31 protein-coding genes and 1 tRNA gene are annotated in these 25,777 nt (G+C 61.4%); 7 read left to right on the top strand and 25 right to left on the bottom strand.

Annotated elements, in window-relative coordinates; genetic code table 11:
- Position 1 precedes the first annotated feature (1 nt).
- Both ACO06O_RS09255 and ACO06O_RS09250 read left to right on the top strand, forming a co-directional pair.
- Positions 2-1,054 carry a branched-chain amino acid ABC transporter permease gene (locus tag ACO06O_RS09255; RefSeq protein WP_421878578.1) on the top strand — a complete coding sequence of 351 codons (1,053 nt, stop codon included), beginning with the start codon at positions 2-4 and terminating at the stop codon, positions 1,052-1,054.
- A 2-nt stretch (positions 1,055-1,056) separates the two neighbouring features.
- On the top strand, positions 1,057-1,812 hold the full coding sequence (locus tag ACO06O_RS09250) for an alpha/beta fold hydrolase (RefSeq protein ID WP_421878575.1): 756 nt from the start codon (positions 1,057-1,059) through the stop codon (positions 1,810-1,812).
- Positions 1,813-1,845: 33 nt separating this feature from the next.
- Here ACO06O_RS09250 and ACO06O_RS09245 read toward each other — a convergent pair whose 3' ends face one another.
- From ACO06O_RS09245 to ACO06O_RS09225, 5 genes are read right to left on the bottom strand one after another with little or no spacing between them, the layout of a single operon-like run.
- Positions 1,846-2,211 carry a hypothetical protein gene (locus ACO06O_RS09245; RefSeq protein WP_421878572.1) on the bottom strand — a complete coding sequence of 122 codons (366 nt, stop codon included), beginning with the start codon at positions 2,209-2,211 and terminating at the stop codon, positions 1,846-1,848.
- Complete coding sequence (locus ACO06O_RS09240) at positions 2,205-2,561, bottom strand: MaoC family dehydratase (protein ID WP_421878568.1); 357 nt, start codon at positions 2,559-2,561, stop codon at positions 2,205-2,207. Before ACO06O_RS09240 ends, ACO06O_RS09245 begins: the two co-directional genes overlap by 7 nt.
- Positions 2,554-4,044 (bottom strand): AMP-binding protein, encoded by a 1,491-nt coding sequence (locus tag ACO06O_RS09235; RefSeq protein WP_421878565.1) that lies wholly within the window; start codon positions 4,042-4,044, stop codon positions 2,554-2,556. The genes ACO06O_RS09240 and ACO06O_RS09235 overlap by 8 nt, the downstream gene beginning before the upstream one ends.
- A complete protein-coding gene (locus ACO06O_RS09230; RefSeq protein ID WP_421878562.1) occupies positions 4,037-4,819 on the bottom strand; it encodes an enoyl-CoA hydratase/isomerase family protein in 783 nt (260 codons plus the stop codon). The genes ACO06O_RS09235 and ACO06O_RS09230 overlap by 8 nt, the downstream gene beginning before the upstream one ends.
- Positions 4,816-5,391, bottom strand: coding sequence for a TetR/AcrR family transcriptional regulator (locus ACO06O_RS09225; RefSeq protein ID WP_421878559.1), 576 nt, complete (start codon positions 5,389-5,391; stop codon positions 4,816-4,818). Before ACO06O_RS09225 ends, ACO06O_RS09230 begins: the two co-directional genes overlap by 4 nt.
- Positions 5,392-5,530: 139 nt before the next feature.
- Here ACO06O_RS09225 and ACO06O_RS09220 point away from each other — a divergent pair.
- Positions 5,531-5,607, top strand: a tRNA-Pro gene (locus ACO06O_RS09220).
- A 52-nt stretch (positions 5,608-5,659) separates the two neighbouring features.
- Here the strand turns inward: ACO06O_RS09220 and ACO06O_RS09215 are convergent.
- Positions 5,660-6,442 (bottom strand): hypothetical protein, encoded by a 783-nt coding sequence (locus ACO06O_RS09215; RefSeq protein WP_421878556.1) that lies wholly within the window; start codon positions 6,440-6,442, stop codon positions 5,660-5,662.
- A gap of 460 nt (positions 6,443-6,902) precedes the next feature.
- Between ACO06O_RS09215 and ACO06O_RS09210 the strand changes: the two genes are divergently transcribed.
- Positions 6,903-7,229, top strand: a complete 327-nt coding sequence (locus tag ACO06O_RS09210) for an ArsR/SmtB family transcription factor (RefSeq protein ID WP_421878553.1) — start codon at positions 6,903-6,905, stop codon at positions 7,227-7,229.
- On the opposite strand, the gene ACO06O_RS09205 is transcribed toward ACO06O_RS09210, so the two are convergent.
- The 3 genes from ACO06O_RS09205 to ACO06O_RS09195 all read right to left on the bottom strand — a co-directional run bounded on the left by ACO06O_RS09205 (position 7,226) and on the right by ACO06O_RS09195 (position 9,710).
- Positions 7,226-8,596, bottom strand: coding sequence for a mechanosensitive ion channel family protein (locus ACO06O_RS09205; protein ID WP_421878550.1), 1,371 nt, complete (start codon positions 8,594-8,596; stop codon positions 7,226-7,228). The genes ACO06O_RS09210 and ACO06O_RS09205 overlap by 4 nt on opposite strands.
- Before the next feature lie 119 nt (positions 8,597-8,715).
- A complete protein-coding gene (locus ACO06O_RS09200; RefSeq protein ID WP_421878547.1) occupies positions 8,716-9,420 on the bottom strand; it encodes a DUF899 domain-containing protein in 705 nt (234 codons plus the stop codon).
- A gap of 11 nt (positions 9,421-9,431) precedes the next feature.
- Positions 9,432-9,710, bottom strand: a complete 279-nt coding sequence (locus ACO06O_RS09195) for a hypothetical protein (protein ID WP_421878544.1) — start codon at positions 9,708-9,710, stop codon at positions 9,432-9,434.
- 102 nt (positions 9,711-9,812) lie between these two features.
- Between ACO06O_RS09195 and ACO06O_RS09190 the strand changes: the two genes are divergently transcribed.
- The 3 genes from ACO06O_RS09190 (at position 9,813) to ACO06O_RS09180 (ending at position 12,740) form a co-directional block, all read left to right on the top strand.
- On the top strand, positions 9,813-11,033 hold the full coding sequence (locus ACO06O_RS09190) for a hypothetical protein (RefSeq protein WP_421878541.1): 1,221 nt from the start codon (positions 9,813-9,815) through the stop codon (positions 11,031-11,033).
- A gap of 9 nt (positions 11,034-11,042) precedes the next feature.
- On the top strand, positions 11,043-11,678 hold the full coding sequence (locus tag ACO06O_RS09185; RefSeq protein WP_421878538.1) for a DUF5074 domain-containing protein: 636 nt from the start codon (positions 11,043-11,045) through the stop codon (positions 11,676-11,678).
- A gap of 78 nt (positions 11,679-11,756) precedes the next feature.
- Positions 11,757-12,740 (top strand): methyltransferase, encoded by a 984-nt coding sequence (locus ACO06O_RS09180; protein ID WP_421878535.1) that lies wholly within the window; start codon positions 11,757-11,759, stop codon positions 12,738-12,740.
- 25 nt (positions 12,741-12,765) lie between these two features.
- On the opposite strand, the gene guaA is transcribed toward ACO06O_RS09180, so the two are convergent.
- The 16 genes from guaA to ACO06O_RS09100 form a co-directional block, all read right to left on the bottom strand.
- Positions 12,766-14,334, bottom strand: a complete 1,569-nt coding sequence (guaA, locus tag ACO06O_RS09175) for a glutamine-hydrolyzing GMP synthase (protein WP_421878532.1) — start codon at positions 14,332-14,334, stop codon at positions 12,766-12,768.
- Positions 14,335-14,404: 70 nt separating this feature from the next.
- Positions 14,405-14,800, bottom strand: coding sequence for a RidA family protein (locus tag ACO06O_RS09170; RefSeq protein ID WP_420416635.1), 396 nt, complete (start codon positions 14,798-14,800; stop codon positions 14,405-14,407).
- Positions 14,801-14,853: 53 nt separating this feature from the next.
- Entirely contained in the window at positions 14,854-16,191 is a 1,338-nt protein-coding gene (locus ACO06O_RS09165) for an RsmB/NOP family class I SAM-dependent RNA methyltransferase (RefSeq protein WP_421878529.1), read from the bottom strand.
- A complete protein-coding gene (locus ACO06O_RS09160; protein WP_421878526.1) occupies positions 16,188-16,436 on the bottom strand; it encodes a SemiSWEET transporter in 249 nt (82 codons plus the stop codon). Before ACO06O_RS09160 ends, ACO06O_RS09165 begins: the two co-directional genes overlap by 4 nt.
- Positions 16,437-16,446: 10 nt before the next feature.
- Positions 16,447-17,910: an IMP dehydrogenase gene (gene guaB, locus ACO06O_RS09155; protein ID WP_421878523.1), complete on the bottom strand. Its 1,464-nt coding sequence runs from the start codon at positions 17,908-17,910 to the stop codon at positions 16,447-16,449.
- 195 nt (positions 17,911-18,105) lie between these two features.
- A complete protein-coding gene (locus ACO06O_RS09150) occupies positions 18,106-19,848 on the bottom strand; it encodes a patatin-like phospholipase family protein (RefSeq protein ID WP_421878520.1) in 1,743 nt (580 codons plus the stop codon).
- Positions 19,849-19,908: 60 nt separating this feature from the next.
- Entirely contained in the window at positions 19,909-20,631 is a 723-nt protein-coding gene (locus tag ACO06O_RS09145; RefSeq protein ID WP_421878517.1) for an RlmE family RNA methyltransferase, read from the bottom strand.
- A gap of 197 nt (positions 20,632-20,828) precedes the next feature.
- Positions 20,829-21,734, bottom strand: coding sequence for a DNA cytosine methyltransferase (locus ACO06O_RS09140; RefSeq protein ID WP_421878513.1), 906 nt, complete (start codon positions 21,732-21,734; stop codon positions 20,829-20,831).
- A complete protein-coding gene (locus tag ACO06O_RS09135; protein WP_421878509.1) occupies positions 21,700-21,909 on the bottom strand; it encodes a Com family DNA-binding transcriptional regulator in 210 nt (69 codons plus the stop codon). The genes ACO06O_RS09140 and ACO06O_RS09135 overlap by 35 nt, the downstream gene beginning before the upstream one ends.
- A 336-nt stretch (positions 21,910-22,245) precedes the next feature.
- A complete protein-coding gene (locus tag ACO06O_RS09130; protein ID WP_421878506.1) occupies positions 22,246-22,638 on the bottom strand; it encodes a DUF1353 domain-containing protein in 393 nt (130 codons plus the stop codon).
- 97 nt (positions 22,639-22,735) lie between these two features.
- Positions 22,736-23,146, bottom strand: a complete 411-nt coding sequence (locus ACO06O_RS09125) for a hypothetical protein (RefSeq protein WP_421878503.1) — start codon at positions 23,144-23,146, stop codon at positions 22,736-22,738.
- A gap of 134 nt (positions 23,147-23,280) precedes the next feature.
- A complete protein-coding gene (locus ACO06O_RS09120) occupies positions 23,281-23,661 on the bottom strand; it encodes a D-Ala-D-Ala carboxypeptidase family metallohydrolase (protein WP_421878500.1) in 381 nt (126 codons plus the stop codon).
- 25 nt (positions 23,662-23,686) lie between these two features.
- Complete coding sequence (locus ACO06O_RS09115; protein WP_421878497.1) at positions 23,687-24,022, bottom strand: phage holin family protein; 336 nt, start codon at positions 24,020-24,022, stop codon at positions 23,687-23,689.
- A 3-nt stretch (positions 24,023-24,025) separates the two neighbouring features.
- A complete protein-coding gene (locus ACO06O_RS09110) occupies positions 24,026-24,643 on the bottom strand; it encodes a hypothetical protein (RefSeq protein WP_421878494.1) in 618 nt (205 codons plus the stop codon).
- Positions 24,644-24,655: 12 nt separating this feature from the next.
- Positions 24,656-25,186, bottom strand: coding sequence for a discoidin domain-containing protein (locus tag ACO06O_RS09105; protein WP_421878492.1), 531 nt, complete (start codon positions 25,184-25,186; stop codon positions 24,656-24,658).
- Positions 25,186-25,776: a hypothetical protein gene (locus ACO06O_RS09100; protein ID WP_421878489.1), complete on the bottom strand. Its 591-nt coding sequence runs from the start codon at positions 25,774-25,776 to the stop codon at positions 25,186-25,188. Before ACO06O_RS09100 ends, ACO06O_RS09105 begins: the two co-directional genes overlap by 1 nt.
- Position 25,777 lies beyond the last annotated feature (1 nt).

The raw sequence follows: 25,777 nt of genomic DNA, 5'->3' as shown, positions 1-25,777 counted from the left end.
CATGATCTCGACACTCCTGTCCCGCGACCTGCCCCGGTCGACGATCCTGACCCTACTTCTTGTCACGATCCTGGTCTGCCTGGCGGCCGCCCCCTTCCTGTTCCCGGGGGTCCGCTCGCTGGAGACGGCCGCCCGGATTTGCATCTTCATCGTCCTGGTCGCCAGCTACGACCTGTTGCTTGGGTATGGCGGCATTGTCAGCTTCGCCCATACCATGTTCTTCGGGTTGGGCGCCTATGGCGTGGCCCTCGCCTCGACGCATCTCGGTCGAGGCTATGACGCCCTGCTCATCGGCGCCCTGCTCGGCGCCCTCGGCGCGGCGCTGCTGGCTTTGCTGATCGGGCTGTTCTCGCTACGCGTGAGAGCGATCTTCTTTGCCATGATCACCCTGGCCGTCGCATCGGCCGTCGCGGTGCTGGTTTCGCAGTTTTCCGGGATCACCGGCGGGGAGGACGGGTTGAACTACTCCATTCCGCGCGAACTGACGCCCGCCTTCCGGCTGGGTGAAGTCTTTGGGGTCAAGATCAACGGAAAGCTTCTGAACTACTATCTGATCTTCTTCGCTTCGCTGGCGCTTTTCCTGATCCTTCTCCGGGTCGTCAACTCGCCCTTCGGACGCGTCCTGCAGGCGATCCGGGAAAACGATTTCCGGGCCGAGGCAATCGGATACAAGGTCGTCTGGTATCGCACCGCCGCAACCTGTCTTTCCGCGGCAATCGCCGCACTTGCCGGCAGTCTGTTTGCCATCTGGCTGCGCTATGTCGGTCCGGATACGACGCTGAGCTTCACGATCATGCTGGACATCCTCTTGATGGTCGTGATCGGAGGCATGGGTACGATGTACGGCGCGGTCATCGGGGCGACGATCTTTGTTCTGGCGCAGAATTATCTGCAGAATCTGATGGGCGCCGCGTCGGACGCCACGGCGATGATCCCGGTTCTGCCGCAACTGTTGGACCCGGATCGCTGGCTGCTTTGGCTGGGTGTTCTGTTCATCCTGAGCGTCTATTTCTTTCCCTCCGGCATCGTCGGCCGATTGCGGGCGGGGCGCTGACAGTGGCGCACCAGTTCCTGTTTCTGCATGGCTGGACAATGCATGGCGGCATCTTCGATGGCCTTATCGCAAGGCTGGGGGATCGTTGCATCTGTGCCGCCCCCGACCTTCCCGGACATGGGAGCGCCAAGGCACGGCCGCCGACGCTGGACGACTGTGCAGATGTCGTAGCTTCCGCCCTCGACGCGCTTGGTCCGGATCCGGTCATTCCCGTTGGCTGGTCGATGGGCGCAGCCGCGGTCTGGCGATACATTCGCCGGCATGGCACTGGGAAAGTCACCGGCCTGGTTACGGTGGACATGAGCCCCAGGGTCAGTCCAGCCAAAGACTGGCCGCATGGCCTGATAGGTCAGACCGAGGAATCCGTCGCCGCATCGACCGCGCGGTTCGAAACGGATTGGCATTCTGCGACGGAGAGTATCGCGGCGACCATGTTCGGATCACCGGAGGGCGCGCCCCGGTTCAGCCGGTCCGATGCACTGCGTATTATTCGCGGACACTCCCCTGCTGCCATGCGCGCGCTATGGCATGACCTGGTGGCCCTTGATGAACGGGCGCTCATTCCGCAGATCGACGTGCCCTATCTGGTATGTTCCGGTCAGCGCAGTCGCGTTTATCCGGAGTCCGCGTCACGCTGGATCGCCGACCAGGCACCGCAAAGCCGTCATGCGGTCTTCGAAATGTCCGGCCACTCACCTCATCTCGAAGAACCGGCGACCTTTGCACGCACTCTATTGGATTTTGCCGACCAGCTTTGACACTGCCTGTCGGATACGAAGGGGCAAATGTCGCTAGAATCCTCCGGCGACATCCTTCGCCTTGACCAAGGAGCGCCCCTCACAGATCACCGTCCCGTCCGGCGTCACACAACGCGCCCAAAGGTCGACGAGGTGCTTGTCCGGGCGCAGGCGGGTGACTTCCACGCTCGCGGTCAAGTTCGTATCCAGCGGTGCGGGCGTTTTGAAATGCAGTTCTTGCTTGAGATAGTTCGTGCCCGCCCCAGGCAGCTTGACGCCCAGAAGGTAGGAGAACAACGCGGCGATCAGCGGTTCCGGGACATGATCGCCCGGATCCGCGCCCGCCAACACTGAGAAACGCTCCAGGTCGGCGCGGGAGTAGCGGCGGGCAACGGACGCTGACTGACCGACATTCAACATTCGATTTCGGCCTCGCCAACCAGAACCTCCGCTCCGTCGGCAACACGCATGGCCCGGAAGGCAAGCTTTCCAGGCGCTGTTTCGATAACCGACAAAGCCACCTCCTCCTCGGCAAAGGCCGGATTGGGAAACATCATGGTCTGAAGGTGCTGCCGGACGCCCGGACGCGCCTGTTGCAACAGCCCCCACAGTTTCGAATAGATCAGCATGCCGTGACTTACCGTACGGCCGAATGCGGTCCTGGCGGAGAATGCCGGGTCCACATGGATTGCATTGTCGTCGCCGGATACCGCCGCAAAGGCATCGAATTCCGCCTGGGTCGGCACCCAACGCGCGGACAGGTCAATCATGGTCCAGCAGCTTTCTCAGTTCCGGTTTCCGAACCTTCCCGGCGGCGGTGCGCGGGAAGTCTTCAACGATCCGGACAATTGCGGGCACCTTGTACGCGGCCAGTCTTTCCCGGCACCAGGGCCGCAATGTCTCCGCCGACAAGGTTTCACCGGGTCGCAATGTTATGAAGGCCGCGCCGACCTCGCCCCATTTATCGTCGGCAGTGCCGATCACGGCACATTCCAGAATGGCCGGATGAGCGATCAGAACACGCTCGACCTCGGCCGGATAGACGTTCTCGCCGCCGGAGATATACATGTCCTTGATACGATCGACGATGAAGTAATAGCCATCCGCATCACGCCTGCCGACATCGCCGCTCTGCAGCCAGCCGTCTTCGGTAAAGGTCTTCTTCGTTGCCTCGGGATTTTGGAAATAGCCCGGTGTGATGTTGGGCCCGCGCAGTTGGATTTCGCCTTCACCGGACTCTCCGTCAGGCACGCCGGCCAGCCGAACCTCCGTCAGCATCTGCGCCCGCCCGACAGAGCCGATCTTCTCCGCCGCATGGCGGGCATCCATCAGAAAGACCGTCGGGCCGGTTTCGGTCATTCCGAACCCGTTCAGGACATAGGCGCCGCGCTGCGCGAAGAACCGGATCAAGGGTTCCGACAGCGGCGCGCCGCCACAGCCACAGCGAATGCCGGCCCAGTCCACCGCATCGATGTCATTCAACAGCGAGAAGGCCTGATAGATGGCGGGGACGCCAAAGAACTGCGTCACGCCACCGCCCTCGAGAAGGGCCATGACCCGATCCGCGTCAAACTTCGGAAGGATGGTGGAGAAACCGCCATTCAGAAAAACCGGAAGCGTATAAAGATTGATACCGGCGGTATGAAACAGGGGCAGGAAATTGATCGACCTGTCCGCCCCGGTCAGGCCGATGGCCTGACCGATATTCACGGCATTCGCCCAGGCCATCTTTGCGGTCTGAATGACCGCCTTGGGCCGCCCTGTCGTGCCCGAAGTGAAAAGCAGGTACCAGGGACGGCCGGCGGGAATGGCGGCGCGCAGCCGCGGCCCGCCCGCGGCGATCCAGGACTTGAGGTCGCCATCCGTCCCAACCAACGGAATCCCCGACCTCCGCGCGACGTCTGCGGCCGTTTCGGCCATCGCCCGATCATGGATGAGGGCCCTGGGGGTGACGGTGGCCAGCGTCTCAACAAGTTCGGCGACAGGCTGTCGCCAGTTCAACGGACACAGGATGACGCCCGTTTTCTGGCAGGCGAACAACGCCAGAAAGAACTCCGCGCAATTATGACAGAGGATGGCAACGCGCTCTCCCTCCTCCAGCCCCATCGATCGAAAGCCACATGCAATGGCGTCGGCAGCCGCGTTTATGGCGGAGAAGCTCCAGTCCTGACCGGAAATGGCATCGTGAAACGCCAGATCATCGCGCGAAAGTTCCGCGCGTTTCATCGCCATGTCCGGGAGCAGATCAGACATTGCCGGCGGCCTCCTCCCGGCCAAGGAAACGCGCCATGCGGGACTTCACGATATCCGATCCGATCAAGCTGCAAAAGGCCGCTGTTTCCCGTGACAGGCCGTCCCGGACGCGACTCAGGCGTTCCGCATTCCAGATCAGCCGCTTCGTGGCCAGAGCACTGTCGATGTCGATCCGCGCAAGAAACTCCGCGCATCGAGACTCCGGATCGTCATCGACTGTGGCAGCAATGCCGAGCCCTACAGCGTCGCCAGCGGAAACGCGGCGATCGGTCAGGAGCCAATTCCGTGCTGCGGAGGTTCCGATAAGGTCGGGCAGTACCGCCGTCCAGCCGCCGTCGGGCGCGAACCCCACGGTCCCATAGTACGGTTGAACAAAGGCCTCAGGGCACAGTACCGACAAGTCGGCAGCGAATAGAAAGCCTGCGGACCCGCCTGTGATGGCACCCCGAGCCGCCACGGCGAAGATCACCGGGGCCGCCATCATGCGATAGACGCATTCCTGAAGGCGGGGCACAACGGCGTTTGCGTATTCCAGAACCTCCCCGGATTCCGCCGCGTCGTGGAAACGTCCGACATCGCCGCCGGTCGAAAAGTTTCTGCCGCCCGAGAGAACGACCCGCCTGACACCGCTGTCGATCACCGCATCCAGCGCAGATTGGAGGGCGTCGAGAAGTCCAGGTTCAAGAGCATTGGCACGGGGCGCGTCGAGCCGAATGAAATGACAACGCTCCCCGGTCGGCAGATCGCGCAGATCCAGCCTTACCAGTTCGTTCACGGCTCAAGTCCCCGGCAGATCAGGCGGTGCGCTTCTTCAACCACACGGTCGATATCGGGGGCATCATCCCAGAGGATGTATCGATCCCCCAAGGCCCGCGCCATGCCCATCAGCGCCCAGGCTCTGATTTCCGGATCGCCGGCGGAGATTTCGCCCTTCTGCTGCGCTTCCCGAAGACCGGCCGCATACGCATCGCCAAAGGCGGTGAAATAGCTGCGATAGGCTTCCGGATCGGTAAACCTGGCTTCCTCGACGATGCGGTACAGCGATGGCCGGGCCAGCAGAAACCGCAAGAAGGCCTCCAGACCCAGCCGTTCGGCCGTCAGCCTGTCCGGGGCACCCGCGACGGCGTCGGACACCTCCGAACGGGTCAGGCGCCCCATTTCCAGAACGAGTTCCCGGAAGATCTCCTCCTTGCTGGAAAAATAGATGTAGAATGTGCCAAGAGCGGTTTCGGCCTGTTGCGTGATTTCCGCGATCGATGCCGCAGCAAACCCCTGAGCACCGATGACGGCCTCAGCGGCTTCCAGAATTTTTGCGCGGCGCGCCAGTCCGCGTTTTGTTTTTGGCACAGCTTGAACACCCATAAAATCATGAATACTGATTCATGTTTCAAATTCAAGCTCTATTTTATCGTCGGAATGGCTTGCAGTACGCTCCAAGCTTGCAAAGACACCGAACTATCCATAGAAGACCCAACGTTTCATATATCGGGGCGTAGCGCAGCCTGGTAGCGCATCTGCTTTGGGAGCAGAGGGTCGTTGGTTCGAATCCAGCCGCCCCGACCATTCTCGAAAAACGACTTGAAATGGCGGCGTTGGCCTGCGGCGACGTCGGTGATCAGATATGTCTGTCCTTGGCGGATTTGGGCCAAGGACCTTCGCGCAGATGCCGGCGAAGCTCCATGCCGAAGAAGATCGCCCCATAGCCTCCAAACGAGATCGCGCCCCCGGCTTTCAACACCAACCAAACATCCAGCTCATACAGATGAACAGTTTTCATAATCCCAAGGCTAAACATCGAGGCCATAAAAAGCGTACCGGAGAGCTTAGATTCACAAGAGTCCAGCATAAATGATAACAATCCGGCGTTCATGGGCATGATGTAGCGGCGAAGAGCGACGAGTGGCAGCGCGCTGACCGCGAAGATGACAATCAAAATGGGCGTCGACCAAATCTGCCACACCTCTGAACCGAAATGGGCGGTAGAATTGGCGTAGAATGACAGGCCGATGCACGCCGCCGGACCGACCACCAGAAACAGAACAATGGCGACCAAGCGGGGAAGTTTTCCAAAAGGCGATGAAACCCTTGGGTCCCAATCATCGGGCAGTTTTTCAAACTCCCTATTCCGGGCCTCCTGCATCTCGGCTTCGGTAAACAGAAATGGGAGGCCGAACCGCCGGCAATCTGCGCGACGGCACAGGAAGGTGAGAGCCGGGCCGATCAGAATCACCAACCCCGCGACCCCAATAGACGCTATGACGGTACGATCGTCGATTCCGTCCCGCGTCTCCTTGGAAGCAAAGAGCATCACCGGGATCGCTAATAGAGAGAAACAGTGCACAATGGAGTGTAATAGAAATACACAGGCGGAATACGCCCGTTCATAAACCATCCGCATCCTTGGCCACCTCCCCGTCGAATGCCGGTCCTGCAATTGATACGCGATCGATCAATCCGTGCTGCTGAATTATATCAGCGACGCCGGGGCCGGTACGGCAATCCGTCCATCGTTCGGCATTTGAACGATTCCGGCAAAATCTCTTGCGGTTGTTCGTTATTCGAACGCATAGCCTGGGCAGATTGCGAGAAAAGTGACCTCTGGTTTTCCGGTTCCTTCCAACGCCCTTTAGCCTGAACAATTGTAAGCGAACGGTCATAATTCCATGGTTTTTAATCGCTTTTCGGGCATGGCGCGAATTGCGGCGTTCTGAGAAGTATTCTCGTTTACCGGGTATCAGAGACTTCGCCTAAAATGCTCCCAAAATCTCCTTGAAAAGATAAGGGTAAGACTATTACATCCCCCCGGGACATGGAAGTGAGTGCATTGCATTCGCTTAAACAATGAGTTGGTGGGACAGATGATGACCGCGCATGCAAGCATCGCGGACGAGCGGTCTTTTGACCGGCTTGTCGATTTTGACGCCGCAACGACACTGTTGCGTGCATTTGCAAACCCGCATCGGTTTAAGATTCTCTGCTTGTTGCGGCAGGGTGAACTGACCGTGGGTGAGCTGGAAATGGCGATTGGTATCCGTCAGCCCAGCATGTCGCAGCAACTGGCCAGGCTGCGCGAGGACGGAATCGTGGCATGCCGTCGCGACGGCAAGTCGATGATCTACAGCATTGCCAGCCCGCGGGCGCAACGCCTGGTAGACGCCCTGATCTGCATTCACGAAGCGGCTTAATCTTCCCCGCTTTGGGAGGGACCGTCCGGTACGTCCCCCCGTACGACCTGCACCGGCAACCTCACCGACGAGCGGATATGCAGGTCGCGCTGCGAGAACGGGAAATCGATGCCGTTCTCGCGATAGACTTGCCAGACATTCAGCAGGACCTCGCTGCGGACATTGGCAACCCCGGCCTGCGGATCGTCGATCCAGATCCTCAATTCGAGCTCCAACGCATCCGCGCCGAAGGCCATGAAGCGGCAGACCGGCGCCGGATCCTTGCGCACCCGCGCGGCCGCATTCGCGGATTCTTCCGCCAGGGCCATGGCCCGCTTCACGTCGGATTCATAGGAAATTCCGATTGGAATTTTCAGGCGTACCAACGTGTTGGAGAAAGACCAGTTCTCCACCCGCTGCGAAATCAATTCCTCATTCGGGATCAGATGTTCGGTTCCGTCCCGCGTGATGACCGACACATAGCGGGCCCGCAGCGAGTTGATCCAACCAAACGTGTCACCAATGGCGATCACATCGCCGGGTTTGACGGATTTATCCATCAGCAGGATCAACCCGCTGATCAGGTTCGAAACGACTTTCTGCAGGCCGAAACCGACACCCAGGCCAACGGCGCCGGAGAAAACCGCAAGCGCCGTCAGGTCGATGCCGATACTGTCCAAGGCAGCAACGACCGCCACCCCCATCAGGAAGATGCGAACCGTCTTCCCCAACAAGACCTTTGCGGAAGGCGAAAGTCCCCTGGCATGCTCGAACCGGGCCTCGATAAGGCGCGACAGGAATCCCGCCCCCCATAAAAGTGCGACGAGAACAAGGCCGGCCTTGAGGGCGCTCAGCACACTGATCCGCACGTCACCGAACGTGACGCCCATACTGTCCAGGGTAACCATTGTCGGGGTCAGCAAGCCGAGCAAATTGAGGGCTGCGAGCGTCCAGGCCAGGAAGGCGAGAGATTTGGACCAGCCAGGGTCCCGAATGGCGCGGGACAGAACCTGGATCACCACCCAGGCCGTCAGAAGACTGACCGCGCTTTCCACCAGATGGTTTGGCCATTGCGCCTGTTTTGCCGCAAAGACGCTGAACCACTGCAGGACGAGCCAAAAGACCGGCAGGACAAGCGGCAACAAGGTGCGTAACGCTGGATCCGTGAAACGAGCGAACCGCCCCTTCCCGATCTGCCGTTCCAGAATCCGGCGTCCCGCCGGTGACAGCATGCGTGCCAGCGCCCAGGCCGCGAAAATGATCAGAAACTGGACGAGAGTGGACGGCACAAGGACCGTATTATCAATCCAACTCCAGACCGTTCCGGACAATTGTTGCAATTCGTCCGGATCCAGCAGGCGCTCGAGTAGCCCGATCTCCTCTTCCATTCGTATAGTTTAGGATGGCTCCAGTCATTTGGCTATGTATTGGCGAAGCGATAGCCGAAGGAACGTGTCCCCCGGCTATCGGCTGACAGAACATTGTGAACGCCAGACTCGGTCCCGGACTAGCCGGATGACTGATCGTAACGATCGTGATGGCGCACCCACGCCATGCCGGAGGATTCATTGCGCCCTTTCGGGGCGAGGTCGAGCATGCCGTAGGTCCCCATCATGACCTCCACACCGCGTCCATAGGTCGAATAGGTGTGATAGACCGTGCCGTCCTGATCCCTGAAGAAGGCGCTGATGCCGGGCCACTCTTCGCCGGTCATGTCCCATTCACCGAAATTATAGTGGATGCGACCCTCTGCGATCTCCTCCGGGGTAAAGCTGACCCTGAAGTCGTAGTTGAACGAACTGCCGTTCGAGGACACCCAATTGAACCGCCAGCCCATGCGCTCCTGAAAGCGCTTGATCTCTTCAAGCGGCGCGCGCGATACGGCGATCATGGTGACATCGTGATTGGCGAGATGCTTGTTCATGCCGTCGGTATGATCGGCCATGAAGGAGCAACTCTTGCAGCCCTGCTTCCAGCCTGGTCCGAGCATGAAATGCTGCATGAGCAGTTGCGAGCGGCCTTCGAACAGATCGGCCAGGGTCTGCGGTCCAACCGACGTATCGAACATATAGTCTTCGTCGACACGGGTCATCGGCAGGGCAAGACGTTGGCGGGCGATTTCGTCGCGATGCCGCGTCAGGTCCTTCTCGGCCTTCAGCAACGCCCGGCGCGCGTCGAGCCATTCCTCGCGAGATACGATGGCATGTTCCATAACTTGTCTCCTTACTTTTTGGTTTCGGTGTGGTCGAACCGCCTTACACGACCGGATGCGGCCCTCAGCCAGGGCGGCAGATGAAACAGGGCCATCAAGACGTACATCAGGGTCATGTCATCGATCGGCAGAACGGCCGTGGCTGTCCCGCAGATGACGGGCCCCTGCGGGCCGGTTGCGGAAATCCAGGACATCACGGCGAAAACCGGTGTGGCGGCCAGGCTCAGCCAGTCCGTCAGGGGGCGGACCGGCCCGCAGGCCCTCTTTCCGTTTGTCTGTGTCCTTGCCAAAGTCGATCCTCCGATCTGACCTGCCGCTTGCGGCGGTTGCGATGACCGGACGCTATCGCGGGCGGCCCATCGAGTGAGAGTTACAAACGTGACGGGGTTTTCATGGACTCGTTGATTACCGCTGCGGCGGGGGCCCTATCGGCCGGCGATCCCCTCGCCGCGCTGAAGCGCGTCGCGCTGCGCGACGACCCGCCGGCCCTGGCGCTGCGCGGTATCGCAATGGCGCAACTCGGCGACCTCGCTCGCGCACGAGATCTGCTGCGCCGGGCTGCGCGCGCTTTCGGGTCGAACGAACCGATTGCCCAGGCGCGCTGCGTTCTCGCTGAAGCGGAAATCGCCTTGGTATCGCGCGATCTCGGCCGATCCCTTGATCGGCTCTCGAAAGCGCGTGTCGTGCTCGACAACGCCGGTGATCCTGTGAACGCCGCCCATGCCGGATACCTCGAAGCACGACGTCTGCTTCTGATCGGCCGGATCGATGAGGCGGAGCAGGTGCTGGAATCCGTCGATCCCAGTGTGCTGCCCCCCGCCTCCACAATCGGTTTCGAGCTGGTCGCGTCCGGTCTTGCCATGCGGCGCGTCAGGACTGAACCGGCATATGCCGCCCTGGCGCGCGCAGAGGACGCCGCGCGACATCTAAAAATTCCCGCTCTCCTGGCGGAGGTGGAACAGGCGCGCAGAGCGCTCGATTCCCCGCCTGCGCGGCTCGTTACGGGGCAGAACGGCCGGTTGATTGGCCTGCAAGAGGTAGAGGCCCTGCTCGCTTCACGGACCCTGGTCGTTGATACATTCCGGAACATGCTGCGTGCCGGATCAATCACGATCCCACTTTCCAGTCGCCCGGTTCTCTTGTCGCTCCTGCGTGCACTCGCCGAGGCATGGCCGAAGGATGTACCGCGCGAAACGTTGTTGCGCCGCGCATTCCAGGCTCGCCATGCCGACGAATCGCACCGCGCACGCCTGCGAGTCGAGATCGCGCGTTTGCGTGAGGCGATCGCGCCGCTGGCGCTGCTGAACGCGACCGGCCGCGGCTATGCATTGCACCCCATTAGGCCGGAGGAGGTTGTCGTCCTGGCGCCGCCCGTTGAGAGCGATCACGCCGAAGTTCTGGCATTGCTGGCAGACGGTGAGGCCTGGTCCAGTTCCGCACTGGCCCAGGCGCTCGGAGTCAGCGCGCGCACAGTTCAACGCTCCCTCAGGGAACTTGTCGAGGCAGATAAGATCGAAGCGTTCGGCCGCGGTCGCGCCTGCCGCTGGGTCGCCAAGAGCGTTCCCGGTTTCCCGACAAGTTTGTTACTCCCCGCCGCGGGTCTTTCCGGCTAGCCTTTAGCTATGAAAAAATTGAAAGCAGAAATCCTCCGTGAGTTTGGCCCCTTCCCCGGCATCGTCGAAGTCGCCGGGGTCAGCTTCGACGGTAGCCGCGTCTGGTTCGCCTCCGGCGACCGACTGAATGCGCTCAACCCGGATAGCGGGGCAATCGAACGCGCCCTTGCAATGCCTGCCCATGCCGGGACCGCCTTCGACGGGCAACATCTCTACCAGATTGCCGACGCCGTCATCCGCAAGATCGATCCCGAAACAGGAGCGGTGCTGTCCGAGATTCCGGCACCCGGCGACGGCGGTGATTCCGGGATGGCCTGGGCGGAGGGATCACTATGGGTCGGTCAGCATCGCGGCCGACGAATCCACCAGGTAGACCCGGAGACAGGCAAGATCCTGCGCACCATCGAGTCCGACCGTTTCGTCACGGGCGTGACCTGGGTGGACGGCGATCTCTGGCATGGCACATGGGAAGAGAATGAGAGCGAGCTGCGCCGCATCAATCCTGCGACCGGAGACGTGTTGGAAACGCTGGAAATGCCGACTGGCAGCAATATTTCCGGCCTGGAATCAGACGGCGGTGATCGGTTCTTCTGCGGCAGCGGCACTGTTGGTAAGCTCAGGGCTGTTCGGCGCCCCAGGTCTTAGTACGTTCATCAACCGTAACCGTGCGCGCCGCCAGGATACCCCGCCCATATTCCTGTACTGGCCAATAGGTGTGACATTGTGAACCCTGATCGGATCGATAGCCTGATCGCGGCGGTACCAGCCGCCTTAGCACTTCGTACCGGGTTGGATCTTGGCATATTCACCTTGCTAGGCGGACGCGCTATGACGGCCGGTGAGATCGCTTCCGCGCTCGACATTGATTCAAACCGTCTATCACGACTCCTCTACGCCCTAGCCAGCATCGGCCTCCTCGAAATCGAGGCCGGGCGGTTTCGAAACGGTGCGGAGGCAGCTGCCTATCTCGACGCTTCCAAACCGGGTTTCCGCGGCGGTGATCATGCCCTGTTGCGGACGCTATGGAGCGCGGATTTGCTGACGGCGGAGTCTCTGAGAACAGGCCGGCCGGCCGCGCTGCACGACTTCACCGACTCCGGTCCCGAAACAACGGCAGATTTCTTCAGAAATCTCGCACCGGGCGGGCTGAAGTTCGGGCAGCAGCTGGCACAGTTGCTGGATCTTTCCGAAACCAGTTCGGTGATCGACATCGGCGGCGGGGCCGGAACCAGTCTCATCGGGCTTCGCGAACGATGGCCCCGGGTATCGATGACGTTGCTAGAACTGCCGGCAGTCGCGGCCGTTGCGCGGGACATTCTTTCGGAATACGGCGCCGAGGATATCTTTATCGAGCACGGAGACATCACAGTCGCGCCGTCGCGGGATCGGCACGATCTGGCGATCCTAAAGGCCGTCGTTCAGGTTCTGCCGCCGGACAAGGCGCGCCTGTCGATCCTGAACGCGGCACGTTGCCTGATTCCCGGGGGCGAGATCGTTGTCGCAGGTTCAGGCGTTGTCGACGACGACCGCCTCGGGCCGCCCGAAGGCGTTTTCCTGAACCTCACCTTCCTGAACCTCTACCACCATGGCGAAGCCTATCCGGAAGGTCGGTATCGTGCCTGGATGACGGAGGCCGGTTTCCAGAATATCTCCCGAACGCGCCTGCCGGACGGCTGCACGCTGTTTCGGGCACGCCTGGCGGCCTAGGAGCCCCTATCCCTCGGCTTGCCCCTCACTCCCACTCGATTGTCCCGGGCGGTTTCGACGTCACGTCATAGACGACGCGGTTGATGCCGCGGACTTCGTTGATGATCCGGGTCGCGACGCGGCTCAGGAAGGCGTGTTCGAAGGGATAGCTGTCCGCGGTCATGCCGTCGGTGGATGTAACGGCCCGCAGACCGCAGACATGGTCATAGGTGCGCGCATCGCCCATCACCCCGACGGTCTTGACCGGCAGCAGGACCGCGAAGGCCTGCCAGATTTCGTCATACAGACCGGCATTGCGGATTTCTTCCAGATAAATCGCGTCGGCCTTGCGCAGAATGTCCGCCTTGTCCCGATCGACCGGACCCGGAATGCGGATGGCGAGGCCCGGGCCGGGGAACGGATGGCGGCCGATCATGCTTTCGGGTAGTCCCAGCTCTCGGCCCAGGGCGCGGACTTCATCCTTGAACAGCTCGCGCAGCGGTTCCACCAGTTTCATGTTCATGCGTTCCGGCAGGCCGCCGACATTGTGGTGGGACTTGATCGTCACCGACGGGCCACCGGCGAAGCTGACACTTTCGATCACATCCGGATACAGGGTTCCCTGGGCCAGGAAATCGGCGCCGCCGATCTTCTTCGCCTCTTCCTCGAAAACGTCGATGAACAGGCCGCCAATGATCTTGCGCTTGTGTTCCGGGTCGTCCACGCCGCTCAACTTGCCCAGGAACAGGTCAGACGCATCGCGATGGACCAGAGGAATGTTGTAGTGATCGCGGAACAGGCGCACGACCTGATCGCTCTCGCCCTGGCGCATCAAGCCGTGATCGACATAGATGCAGGTCAGCCGTTCGCCGATGGCTTCGTGGATCAGGACCGCGACAACGGAGCTGTCGACGCCGCCGGACAGACCGCAGATGACGCGGCCTTTTTCCCCGACCTGACGGCGGACGCTTTCGATCGCCTGCTGTTTGAAGGCGGCCATGGTCCAATCGCCGGTGCAGCCGCAGACCAGATGCACGAAATTGGAAATCAGCCGCGCGCCATCCGGTGTGTGAACCACTTCGGGGTGGAACTGCACGGCGTAGAATTTGCGGTCGTCGTTCGCAATCGCAGCAAAGGGGGCGTTAGAACTGCGGCCGACCACGCGGAATCCTTCCGGCAGACTGTCCACCCGATCGCCATGACTCATCCAGACCTGAGGCTTACCGCCCTTCTGCCAGACCCCCTCGAACAGGCCGCAATCGTCGACGATTTCCAGTTCGGCTCGGCCGAATTCCTGATGATCCGAACCTTCAACCGACCCGCCGAGCTGGGCACACATGGTTTGCTGGCCATAGCAGATGCCAAACACCGGCACGCCGAGGTCGTAAGCAATTTTTGGGGCGCGCGGCGTATCGGAATGAGTGACGCTGGCCGGGCCGCCGCTGAGAATGATCCCTTTCGGGGCGAAGGCGCGGATCTGCTCGTCCGAAAACGCATTGAACGGATGTACTTCCGAATAGACGCCCGCTTCGCGTACCCGGCGCGCGATCAACTGCGTTACCTGGCTGCCGAAATCGAGGATAAGAATGCGTTCGTCGCCGACAATGTCTGTCATGGTCTGAAATCTTCCTTCATCGGACGCGTCTCGCGCCTTGAGCTATCGGACATCCGGAAACCGGATAAGGTTAGGGTCGGCGGGCGACCATATCGATCTCAACCAGGGCGCCGACGGCAAGGCCGGTCACGCCGATGGTCGTTCTGGCCGGCAAACGCCCCGCCTCAAAATACTCCAGATAGGTTCGGTTCATGGCCGCATAGTCCCGCTCGAACTCGGTCAGATAAATCCGGCATTGCAGGACATCCGACAGCCCCAGATCGAGACCGCCCAGTATCAGGATCAGATTGTCCATGACACGGCGTGTCTGTGCCTCGATCCCGTCGGGCAGCGGTGCTTGATCGTTTCCGGGATCGGTCGGCATCTGCCCCGTCAGAAAGACGAAGCCGTTGACTTCCGTCGCGTGCGAAAAGGGCGCGACCGGTGTCGGGCCGTCGGCAATCATATGATACAGGATATCGGACAAGGTTCCTCCCCTCTATCTTGCGGACGCATTCAGCCGTAACGGTGCCCGTCCGCTCACCCCAGTTTCCGACCCAGAATCGCGACAAAGAACCCGTCCGTATCATGGTCCTTCGGGGTCAGGCGCAGGAACGGATTTTCGGTATCCCCAGGATAGGGAGAACCGGCAACCGCCTCCTTCCAGACATCCGCGGCGGGATGCGTAAAAAAGGACGGGTTCTGAGACAGGAATGCAGCGACCTGCGCCTCATTCTCGCTGGGCAGGATCGAGCAGGTCACATAAATCAGGCGACCGCCGGGCGCGACCAGACGTGCCGCGCTGTCCAGAACCGCCGCCTGTTTCGCCATAACCTCGTCCAACCCTTCGCGGGTCAGCTTCCACTTCTGGTCCGGATTGCGCCGCCAGGTGCCGGACCCGCTGCACGGCGCGTCGACCAGGACACGGTCGAAGCCGCCATCGAACCGGGCCGCACGGCGTTTGACCCATTTGTCCCGTTCGGACGACAGGTGACGCCGCTCCACCATGAACACGCCGGCCCGCTTCAGCCGTTGCCCCGCCCGTGTCAGACGGGCTTCCGAAACGTCGCAGGCGACGATGCGGCCGGTATTTTCCATCGCCGCGCCAAGCGCCAAGGTCTTGCCACCGGCACCGGCACAGAAATCGACGACCTTCATGCCGGGCTTGGCTTCGACCATCAGGGCGGCCAGTTGCGACCCCTCATCCTGCGGCTCGATCAACCCGTCCTTGAAAACGGCGGTCCCAGTCAGCGGCCGCCGTTCGCGCAAGCGCAGCCCAATCGGCGAATAAGGTGTCGAAACCGCTTCCACCCCTTCGGCTGCCAGGCGCTCGGCGGCAGTCTTCCGATCCCCTTTCAGCGTGTTGACGCGCAGGTCGACCGGCGCTTCCTCACCATGGGCGGACAGTTGCACGGCGGCAGTGTCGCCATAGAGCGATGTTAGCTCGTCTGACAGGAAATCCGGCACATTCGCGGCCGCGGACAAGGGCTGGCAATCCAGTTCGAAGCCTCGCTGAGACGCCAGTTCGACCGCGACGCGCTTTTCCGCACCGGTCAAAGGTGGGGGATCGAACCGGTCGCCAGTGAAGGCGCCATCCATATCCGTCAGTTGCTGCCCCTGCCCCAGCTGCAGCCAGATCAGAATCCGCGCGCGTGCCGTCGGCGCTCCGCCCTGGCAACGCGACAGCCACCAGTCGATCTGCCCCCTGCGGCGCAAGGTACCGTAGACCATCCCGGCGATGGCCGATTTGTCTTTTGCCCCGGCATACCGGTTGTTCCGTGCCCAATCGGCCAGCAGCTTGTCCGCCGGCGGCGCGTCGGCGGCATCGAGCCGTTCCAGCAGCCCTATGGCGGCCGAGATGCGTGCCCCTGGTGTCATCCGTACCGCACCTTCATCCAAAGAATCGACAATACCAGAAACAGCGTCACGCCATTCGCCAGGACGAGCGGCAGATCGCCGATCGCCAGGCCATAGGTCAGCCAGAGACACACTCCGGCCGCGAAGATCAGGAACATCGTCAAGGAGATGTCCCCGGTCGATCGGCTGCGCCAACATTTCAATGCCTGGGGCAAAAAGGCGATTGTCGTGCAAAGCCCCGCGATCAATCCGACGAGTTCGATCATCGGCGTCGGCTCAACGGTCGATTTGATAGTTCGGGGATTCCTTCGTCACCGTGATGTCGTGAACATGGCTTTCCCGCAGACCGGCATTCGTGATCCGACGGAAGGTCGCGCGTTCCTGCAGATCCTTGACGGTTGCGCTGCCGGTATACCCCATCGCGGCGCGCAGGCCGCCGACGAGTTGGTGCACGACGCCCGAGACGGACCCTTTGTAGGGAACGCGGCCTTCGACGCCCTCAGGCACGAATTTATGGCTTTCCGCGACCTCTTCCTGGAAATATCGATCGGCGGAGCCGCGCGACATCGCCCCGGCGGACCCCATGCCGCGATAGGATTTGTAGGAACGTCCCTGATACAGGAAGACCTCGCCCGGCGCTTCCTCGGTCCCGGCCAGCAGCGAACCGACCATGACGGCGTCGGCACCTGCGGCGATGGCCTTGGCGAGGTCGCCGGAGAACTTGATGCCGCCATCGGCGATGGCAGGAATGCCCTGGGCGCGGCAGACCTCGGACGCTTCGATGATCGCGGTCAATTGCGGGACGCCCACACCGGCAACAATCCGCGTGGTGCAGATCGATCCCGGGCCGATACCGATCTTCACCGCATCGGCGCCGTGGTCGATCAGCGCCTTCGCGCCGTCAGCGGTCGCGACGTTACCGGCGATGACCTGAGCATAGTTGGACAGTTTCTTGACATTGACGACCTGATCCAGAACGCCCTGGGAATGGCCATGAGCGGTATCGACGACGATGACGTCGGCCCCCGCCTCCAACAGCGCTTCGGCACGGGCCAGGCCGTCCGCGCCGGTCCCCGTCGCCGCGGCGACACGCAGGCGACCGCGTTCGTCCTTACAAGCGTTGGGATAGTTTTGCGCCTTTTCGATATCCTTCACCGTGACCAGCCCGACACAATGCCGTTCCTCGTCGACGACCAGCAGCTTCTCGATGCGGAACTTGTGCAGCAGGCGCATCGCTTCGTCGCGGTTGACGCCTTCCGGCACCGTGACCAGGCCGCGCTTGGTCATCAGTTCCTTCACCGGGGTGCTCATGTCCTCGGCGAAGCGCACATCGCGGTTGGTCAGGATGCCGACCAGCTTCTTCGAGCGTTTGGAGACGACCGGAATGCCGCTGATGCCGTTGCGGCGCATGATGGAAAGCGCTTCGTCCAGGGTCCGGTCCGGCGTGATGGTGATCGGGTTGACGACCATCCCGCTTTCGAAGCGTTTGACCATCCGAACTTCATTCGCCTGTTCTTCGACGGTCAGGTTCTTGTGAACGACCCCGATACCGCCCTGCTGGGCCATCGCGATGGCCAGACGGCCTTCGGTGACCGTGTCCATTGCGGCGGAGATCAAGGGAATGCCCAGTTCTACGGTACTGGTCAGCTTCGTCGCCGTCACGGTCTTCGCCGGCAGGACATTGGAATGTCCGGGCTGCAGGAGGACGTCATCGAATGTCAGGGCTTCGGCGAAGGTCATCGGACGGCACTCCTCTTTTGTCTGCGGTGCCGCAATATACGCAGAATTCCCTATAATCCAACCTCAATCGGGTGCGGATTTGCAAAATTTAACCCAAAATTCCTATTCCCGACGGTATCAACTGCAACTCAACCGCCAAAACAGACTTTCAGGTCACCTTGCGATGCATTTCGTCGGAATTTGACGTCAAATGACCTAAAGCAGGTCCGCATCCTGCAATTCAGCCTCGATTTTTGCGATTGCCTTGCCAGTGATCGCGCCATTCAGCAATCCGACGGCCGCCTTCGCCGCGACACGCTGCAGCGAATTGTCCAAATTCTCATCGATCAGACGACACAGAACCTTACCGATCCGCTTCTTCATCCGCCCCTTCAATTCCGGCAGTTTGTCCGGGAAGCCACTCGGCCAGGGCGGTGTGAAGGGGCGTAGCCCCAAATCCAATCCGAATAGATCGCGCCGGTTCATGCCGCCGACCAACGGAATGATCGGCACGACATGGGTTCCGTCGTCGCGCGCGATTTTCCAATAGTCGATCTGCTCGTCCGACCAGCGTCCCGCGATCAGGCGATGCTCGACGGGAACCGTGAACCAGTTCGCCAGGAACCGCTGAGCGTTGATCCGGCCCAGAATGTAATCGTGATGGCGAAAGCCGATATCCAGGAACCCGCCAAAGGCGCCAAGCGCCCCGCCCGCAACAGCATACTTCGCAGGCCTCTCATCCCCGGCAGCGTCCAATTCATAGCGGGCGGGGGCGATGACGTATCGGCTGGGCGTGCCATTGCGCAGGACCGCCAAATCCTCCGGTTTGAACCGGGCCTGTTGCTTCAGGGCGGACATAACAGCGCCCAGGACGAAGCCGATTGTCGGTTCCCCGTCTTTCGGTTCCCCTTCTTCATGAACATTCGGGAACGGGTCTACCATAATGAGCTTCCGTGTGGATTTGACAGGGTCTCGTTCATTCCGGCCGCTTTCGTCCGCGATCAGCCGTCGGCCGACCTCGATCGGCTCGTTATTCATCGTCCCGCCATCGACCGTCCAATAAGCGAAATCGCCACCAGCGGGCGAACCCGGGAAATCGGGCCGGATTTTGACGGAACTCATGCATTTGCCGTCGACGGGCTTATCCAACGGCACCGGCCAGTGCATTTGATTGTAAAGGTCCCGGTCGGTTGTGATCCGCCGGGGACGCAACGCGAAAGGAAATGCCGCCGTGCCCATGGCGGCATCGGCCAATGTCCGGAAGGCGGGCGAAGATCCATCTGTATTGAAGTCCAGAAAACCGTGCCCGACCCAGCCCGGATCCTGCGTCCCGAAGGCAAACCGGGCGTAGTCCTTATGCGCCGTCACCGCATGCAGGGTCCCCGCCTCGCCAATAAAGGACAGGTTATAGGGAACACCGCGCAAATTCGTGGTCGACAGATAGATCGGCAGAGGATCGCGCAGCCAGGCTGGAAAGTCGGTACGGGTCTTCCGGATGTCGACCGCCCGATCCCGGATACCGTCTATACTGTGTTCTCCGAGCGTGTTGAGCAGCGACACCAAGGGTTTGCCGTCGGTCAAATCATCGTCGCGCAACATGCCGGCAATATCGACCTCCTCCACCCAGGACCGGTAGAGCACGGAATGTTCGGCTTGCGGATCATAGCGGGCGCCGGCGACCCCCTTGACCGGACCTCGTACGACGGACGCGAGCAACGCCACGCTGATCCCACCGGCCGAAGCGCCGAGCACGGCATCGACCGTGACGCGATGGTCCCGGGGCAGCATGGGATCGCCCTCTGCCCGCGCGGTTTCCAGGGCATCCAATGCTTCGATCAGAAAATCCAGAACCCCGGCGGTATAGGCCCCCGCCGAAACCGCACCGGCCATGACCAAGGAAAGATGAAAGCCGGTATCGTCTTCCTGCCGCCCCGGCAGGCGCATGTCTTCCAAATACATTCGATTGCCCCCTCTTCCCCCGAAGAATGATGGCAATCATATCACGCTATTGTAGAATATTTAACCGCCCTGGTTGTCATCCTTTCGGCGGAAGCCGAGGGCGACCACATACATTTCCGGAGATTCCTTACGGCTTGAGGGCGGTTTCATATGGAAAACGCGCTCGAAATCGAGCTTCAGAACGTTGAGCAGCGATCCTTCGGTCCCGCCGGAAAAGACCTTTGCGACGAAAGCGCCGCCTGGTGCCAGGACCTCCTGAGCGAAGGCATAGGCCGTCTCGACCAGCGCGACGATGCGCAGATGGTCCGTCTTTGGATGGCCGGTCGTGTTTGCCGCCATGTCGGACAGAACAATGTCCGCCTGCCCGCCTAGGGCGGATTTCAAACGGTCCGGCGCGTCGTCATCCATGAAGTCGCCGGTCATCAGGATCGCGCCGGGGATCGGATCGCATTCCAGAAGATCGATCCCGACCACGCGCGCGCCGGCACCGCAGCGCTGCAGCGCGACCTGGGTCCATCCGCCGGGTGCGCAGCCCAGATCCACGATCCGGCTGCCGGGCTTCAGCAAATTGTGCTTATCGTCGATTTCCGCCAGCTTGAACGCCGCCCGACCGCGATAGCCCAACCGGCGCGCCTCCGCGACATAGGGGTCGTTCAGTTGCCGTTCCAGCCAGAGAGTGGACGACAGTTTTCGCCCGCGTGCGGTCTTTACCCGGACCCGGGCGCCGCGCGCGTCCGTGACATTCCGGCTGCCGCCGCCCTTCTTACCTGATTTCTTGGCCATTGAGCGGCCTCCCAGAACGAAGAAACCGCGCCGAAGCGCGGTTTCCGTGTGGCTGGGGAACCTGGATTCGCGCGCTGAGCGGGGTTTATTAAAAACAATAACTTAGCTAGGTTCCGCACATTAATTGTGTACCGAAATGTGACCCCAAAATCGGAATCCCTTGAGATTGCCGTTCCCCTATCACGAATTACCGCAACCTACGAGTCGCAATTGACCGTGCTGAGGACAGAGCGACCGAGCCATTCCACCACTTGCGGCACGATGGAATTACCTAGGCATCGCAGTCGGTCCAGTTGATAGGGTATCCCATCAGCCAGTCTGTCCAAGTCGGGTTCAGAGGCAAACCAAGCCCCGATTGATAAATCGCATTGGCTCGATCCAAGTGTTTTGCCAGCGACACAGGGTCGACTGTCCCGCCGGTCACTAGATCCCGATCTATTCCTCCCAAATCCACAATCCAAACCGTGTGGGTCAGACACAGTCCGTACTTGTGACCTGTCTGTGCAAATTTCACATATCGGGCGCCGGAGATCGACAGACGGCCGGTCGCGAATGATAGGGCGTTGGTGTCGGTTGCTACTGGGGTAGGCCAGTATCCAGATTCGGTCGCGGCGGTGAGGGGCACCAAGGGCGGAAGCTGGAATGCAGTGCCATTCCGCATCATACCCGATCTCGGCCAGGTCGCCGAGAACGGTTCCCAACCCTCGAAAAGTGAGCGCTGCGACGTTCTCCACGAGCACGAAGCTGGGTCGTAGTTCGCCAGTAAGACGGGCGATTTCGGACCATAGCCCGGACCTGGCGCCGGCAAGTCCGACGCCGCTGCCTGCAACGGATAGATCCTGACAGGGAAATCCCCCACAGATGACGTCGATTGGAAGAAGTCCGGCTGATCCGAGAGAGGCATGTGTTACCTCCCGGACATCGCCGAGAACCGGGATACCAGGCCAACGCTTGGCGAGCACCGATCGCGGGTATTTTTCGATCTCGCAAAACGCGGCCGTTTCAAAGCCGCCAGTGCGCTCCAGGCCGAGCGAGAAACCGCCAATGCCTGAAAATAGATCCAGAATTCTAAGTTTTTGATGGGGATTTGGTTGAGCATCCAATGCCAGCCTCCGGGCAAACAGACGCTCCAGGGCGTTCGGAGGGGGCGTTCTCGGGGACGCTCAGTTTGTGGATAGTCCCGCAGCGCGGGCACTTGGTTTCGATGACCAACCCAGCCATGCGCCGGGCAAGTTTGTAGAGAAGCCGGCCGCAGGGCCGACAGCGTATAGACTCCATTGAGTTGCATCCGTAATGTGCCCTCTTGTCACGCGCGTGACGGGCGGGGCGACCGCCGGGCTCGCGAAAGCCTGGCCTAAGTGCGGCGTTGTCGCGCCGCGGTTCGGGGCGTTGCTGCGCCCCTGCCCCCGTCAGCTACTTCTGAGCGGAGGGTGAAATGTATATTGACGACGCGCTGCGGCATTTTCGGAATGCGCAAAACACACAAGATCGTGGAATTCAGGAATTAGCCAAAGGGATGGAGGATTTATCCCATGCTATCCGGATTTTACTAAGCAAACTCGACAATATCGAGAGAGCGGTCGAAGACGTCTCCGCGGAGCACAAATAGCCGGATCAAGGCCGCCAGGCGCGCCCCCCGAAGATCCGGACAGCGAAATACATCGCCCGGGCGCGCCAGGCGGGCACGCCGTAGCGCAGCATGATCTCCAGGAAAATCGCATCGGCGCGGGCGCGCGAGACCGGGCGATTGACGTAGAGCCAATCATGTACGATCGCGGCGCGCAGATGGAATCCGAAGGGCGGGAAAATCGGCCACAGCGCACGCGGGACCGATGCCAGGTCGGTATGAAAGCCCGCCGGGATGGTCAGGGACACGCCCAAACCGTCGCGATAGCTGACCGGCGCTGCGAGGCGCCAGGTCGGAATACCGGATTCCAGACTTTCGCGTTCCTTGAAGGTCACCGAGATTTCGGAAACCTGAACGGATTCGGGATCGATCGCGGCCATGGGCCCGCCCTCGCCTGTTGGAAACGGGAAAAGCGGGCCGCGAATGGCGTTCGCGGCCCGAGGAGACCCCAGGATGTGAGGCCAGGGGAAATCGGTTCTAGTGGGTAAGGCCGGACGGAGGATCGTCGCCGGCACCGACCGGACTCATCAAAGCGGTTTGCGTCTTGGGCTTCGGACGCGGCGCCGGCGCGCCCCCACCGGACACCCGCTCGGGGATCTCAGGCGCCGCCGCCTTCCCCACGCGTTTGGCACAGTGGATTTCCAGAACGTGACCGGACGTATAATCCGCCAACGCACCGCGCAGGCCGAGGCGCTGCGCCTCCGGCACGACGGCGCAATAGGTATCGATCGCCTTACCGACGCGGCCCAGGGTCTCGTCGGAGACCTTACCCTTCAGTTCGGCGGCCTCGGTCAGGAAAGCGGCCGGATCGGACAGGGCGGAACAGGCGGCAACCACGGGCACCAATAGGCACAGCGCGGCGGCCGCGAAAAGATTTCGCAGACGCATGGGATCTCTCCCCTCTTTCAGTGGATGGACGGGCCGTCAGTCGACCCAGGACCCGGTCACCCGGGTTTCGCGCACCGCTCTACTCGCGCATGAACGGATTTCGCGAATGCTTGGCGACGCCGCCCTATGGCGCGTCAGCTGTATGTCCAGATTGCAGGCCGGGCGGCGTAGGCGTGCCCATCATCGATATGGACAAACGAACGCCCCACCCCGACGCCTTGAAAACCCGCCATCAAAGCGAGCTTTACGAGGCGGTGCCGGTTCCCGCCGTCGATGCAGCGAATATCCGCCGCCAAGCCTTGGGCATGCGCGCCAGGCTTTGCTTTCTGGCGCTCGTCCTTGTGATTAGGGCATCGAAAGCCGGATTTGACGACCATGCTCTGCCCATAGGCAACCCGCAGCGCCTCTAGTCCTTCCATGAATTTCTGATCCATTTCACAGGCGCCACAGCCGCAACGGCATTGCATTTCTTCCCTTGTGAAATGCGGCGTGGTCGCCGGATCCCATTTCGGCATCGAACGATCCTTTCGTTAGTTGTGTTTAACCCTGAGCCTTGGGCAGATGGCGGTCTGCCAGCCAGATCACGATCGTCGTGATCCCGCGCGGACCGATATAGGCGATGGCGACGACGGCACCGCTTTTCACCGGGCCGGTAAAGCCGAGATAAGAGGCGATACCATCGGCGACGAAGGCGATCGCAACCGCGACAGCCGTTTCCCAGACCAGATGCAGCGACCAGAATTTCCGACGCTGGCGTTGAACCTGCTGGACATGGAAGGCCATCCGGCCGACCCAGCTAAAGAAGAAAAGCGTGGCGAGCCCATAGATCGCCTTTGCCAATTCAGGCGGCACATATCTTTCGATAAGATCGAACATGATCTATTCGCCCAGATCGACGGTCTGGACCGCCGGCCAATGGCTATCCTCCGCGAAATCGGCAGGCGGTGCGGCCCGCAGCACCGCAGACGTCGCCAGCACGGCCGCGCGATGGCGCAGAAGCGCCTCGTAGATCGCGGCGGCGGCGGCGGCGGTCTCGGTCAACGTCAGGACGTTTCCGGCGGCGGTGGCAAAAGTGACCCCTTCCACCGGCACAAGGGCGCGTTCGAATGCGTCCAGCATCTCGGAAACGCGCTGTACCGACGCATCGTCCCCCCGGAACGCCGCGCCATCGACCAGGATACCGACCGCGATCCGCCGCTCGGCCTCCGCCGCGATATCGTCGGCGGTCACGGGGCGCACGCTATAGGCCGGCAGGGCGAGACCGTCACCGGACAGATCGCCGCCGCCGTCCGCGACATGGCGCGACGGATCGAAATCCGAGGCCGGATCGACCGCGACCAGACCGACCCGCTCGGCCAGCTCCGCGTCGCTGAAAGCCGTAACGTCGGTGTGGCGATAGATCGCCCCGTCGATCACCGCATCGGTGCGGATCGGCCGGGGCACCGGGACGCCGACGACGCTGGTACGGTCTTCGGACAGCTTCATATAAAGCGTCATCGCGGGCGCTCCTTAAACGATGTTTTCGATAAACTGGGCTTCTGCGACAACCCAGACAGGGATCGATCCGCCGCCGGTCAACGCCGTCGGACGCAGCCGCGCCGCGCGGGCCAGGACCGGCACCGCGACGTCGAAGGTTTGCACCGGCCCCGCGCCTTCGCCGAAACTAGTGTTCAACGCGCGCGTATCGACGACTGTCCAATCGACCAGGTCGTCGGACACTTCGAGAACGGCCGTACTGGCGAGCTTGGTTCCGTTGGACGCGTTGTAGGCTTGCTGGATTGACCACCGCCGAACAATCGCCCGGCAATCGTCCTCGCCGGCGCTCCAATTCCAACCGATATAGCTGGCCGTAGTGCCGGGACTTTCGGATTCCCAGTTGTTCGCCGAATTGTTGTCGAACGCGCGGTCGCCGCTGGCGCTCGCGCGGTGCCCACTTTCGATATAGGCACCGACGCCAAGGGCGGTGATATCCCCCGTGACGCCGATGAAGCAGCTACCGATCCCGGGCCGGACCGATACGCCTTGCGGATAGAGGTGCATCAGCCCGCCTCACCCTTCAGAGTGAAGCCGATGCGTTGCCCCGCCACGCTAGACCCGACCTGCGTGACCTTGAATGTAAGCCGTGTCCCCGCCGCCAGCGTCAGGCTTGCGGCGCCGGCGGTGAAGGCACCGGCCGTCATGGCGTTGGCCCCGGCCGCGAATTGTGGCGCGGTCTGGAAAATCGTCGCCCCGTTGGCCTCAACGTCCAGAACCACCGCAGCGCCGGTCGCAGGCGCCTCGATATACCCGGCCATCCCGGTCAGCTTGATCGCCCGGGCCAGGACCAGGTAACCATATGTCGCGACCTCCAGGTCGGCGCCCGCGCCATCCGGCCCGAACCCGGCCATGAAGGGGACGTCCCCGATCGCGCCGGCTTTAATCAATGCCAGGACCGCCGCGGCGATCTGAGCGTCGTCCTCGTCGTCGAGATCGATCCCGGCCGCCTCAACAAGGGCGATCAATTCCGCTTGGACGAGATTGAAGAACCTCGCGGATGGGATCGATCCGGACCCCGGAACACCCGATGACCCGTTTGCATAGGCACGGTCGGGATCTTCAAGGTCGCCATTGAGCGGCGGCACATATTCCATG

It is taken from the genome of Pacificispira sp. (assembly GCF_965228185.1).
Lineage (GTDB): Bacteria > Pseudomonadota > Alphaproteobacteria > UBA8366 > Aestuariispiraceae > Pacificispira.
The sequence above is the reverse complement of the archived record's forward strand: the minus strand, read 5'-3'. Positions and strand labels throughout refer to the sequence as shown.

Coding starts and splice junctions, on each gene's coding strand:
- ACO06O_RS09160 (WP_421878526.1), bottom strand. CDS start 16,436: ATGATCGAACTCGTCGGATTGATCGCGGGGCTTTGCACGACAATCGCC.
- ACO06O_RS09190 (WP_421878541.1), top strand. CDS start 9,813: ATGGACTCGTTGATTACCGCTGCGGCGGGGGCCCTATCGGCCGGCGAT.
- ACO06O_RS09145 (WP_421878517.1), bottom strand. CDS start 20,631: ATGGCCAAGAAATCAGGTAAGAAGGGCGGCGGCAGCCGGAATGTCACG.
- guaB (WP_421878523.1), bottom strand. CDS start 17,910: ATGACCTTCGCCGAAGCCCTGACATTCGATGACGTCCTCCTGCAGCCC.
- ACO06O_RS09165 (WP_421878529.1), bottom strand. CDS start 16,191: ATGACACCAGGGGCACGCATCTCGGCCGCCATAGGGCTGCTGGAACGG.
- ACO06O_RS09135 (WP_421878509.1), bottom strand. CDS start 21,909: ATGGAGTCTATACGCTGTCGGCCCTGCGGCCGGCTTCTCTACAAACTT.
- ACO06O_RS09235 (WP_421878565.1), bottom strand. CDS start 4,044: ATGTCTGATCTGCTCCCGGACATGGCGATGAAACGCGCGGAACTTTCG.
- ACO06O_RS09115 (WP_421878497.1), bottom strand. CDS start 24,022: ATGTTCGATCTTATCGAAAGATATGTGCCGCCTGAATTGGCAAAGGCG.
- ACO06O_RS09120 (WP_421878500.1), bottom strand. CDS start 23,661: ATGCCGAAATGGGATCCGGCGACCACGCCGCATTTCACAAGGGAAGAA.
- ACO06O_RS09200 (WP_421878547.1), bottom strand. CDS start 9,420: ATGGAACATGCCATCGTATCTCGCGAGGAATGGCTCGACGCGCGCCGG.
- guaA (WP_421878532.1), bottom strand. CDS start 14,334: ATGACAGACATTGTCGGCGACGAACGCATTCTTATCCTCGATTTCGGC.
- ACO06O_RS09150 (WP_421878520.1), bottom strand. CDS start 19,848: ATGTATTTGGAAGACATGCGCCTGCCGGGGCGGCAGGAAGACGATACC.
- ACO06O_RS09205 (WP_421878550.1), bottom strand. CDS start 8,596: ATGGAAGAGGAGATCGGGCTACTCGAGCGCCTGCTGGATCCGGACGAA.
- ACO06O_RS09105 (WP_421878492.1), bottom strand. CDS start 25,186: ATGCACCTCTATCCGCAAGGCGTATCGGTCCGGCCCGGGATCGGTAGC.
- ACO06O_RS09130 (WP_421878506.1), bottom strand. CDS start 22,638: ATGGCCGCGATCGATCCCGAATCCGTTCAGGTTTCCGAAATCTCGGTG.
- ACO06O_RS09100 (WP_421878489.1), bottom strand. CDS start 25,776: ATGGAATATGTGCCGCCGCTCAATGGCGACCTTGAAGATCCCGACCGT.
- ACO06O_RS09245 (WP_421878572.1), bottom strand. CDS start 2,211: ATGTTGAATGTCGGTCAGTCAGCGTCCGTTGCCCGCCGCTACTCCCGC.
- ACO06O_RS09210 (WP_421878553.1), top strand. CDS start 6,903: ATGATGACCGCGCATGCAAGCATCGCGGACGAGCGGTCTTTTGACCGG.
- ACO06O_RS09125 (WP_421878503.1), bottom strand. CDS start 23,146: ATGCGTCTGCGAAATCTTTTCGCGGCCGCCGCGCTGTGCCTATTGGTG.
- ACO06O_RS09215 (WP_421878556.1), bottom strand. CDS start 6,442: ATGCGGATGGTTTATGAACGGGCGTATTCCGCCTGTGTATTTCTATTA.
- ACO06O_RS09240 (WP_421878568.1), bottom strand. CDS start 2,561: ATGATTGACCTGTCCGCGCGTTGGGTGCCGACCCAGGCGGAATTCGAT.
- ACO06O_RS09255 (WP_421878578.1), top strand. CDS start 2: ATGATCTCGACACTCCTGTCCCGCGACCTGCCCCGGTCGACGATCCTG.
- ACO06O_RS09185 (WP_421878538.1), top strand. CDS start 11,043: ATGAAAAAATTGAAAGCAGAAATCCTCCGTGAGTTTGGCCCCTTCCCC.
- ACO06O_RS09110 (WP_421878494.1), bottom strand. CDS start 24,643: ATGACGCTTTATATGAAGCTGTCCGAAGACCGTACCAGCGTCGTCGGC.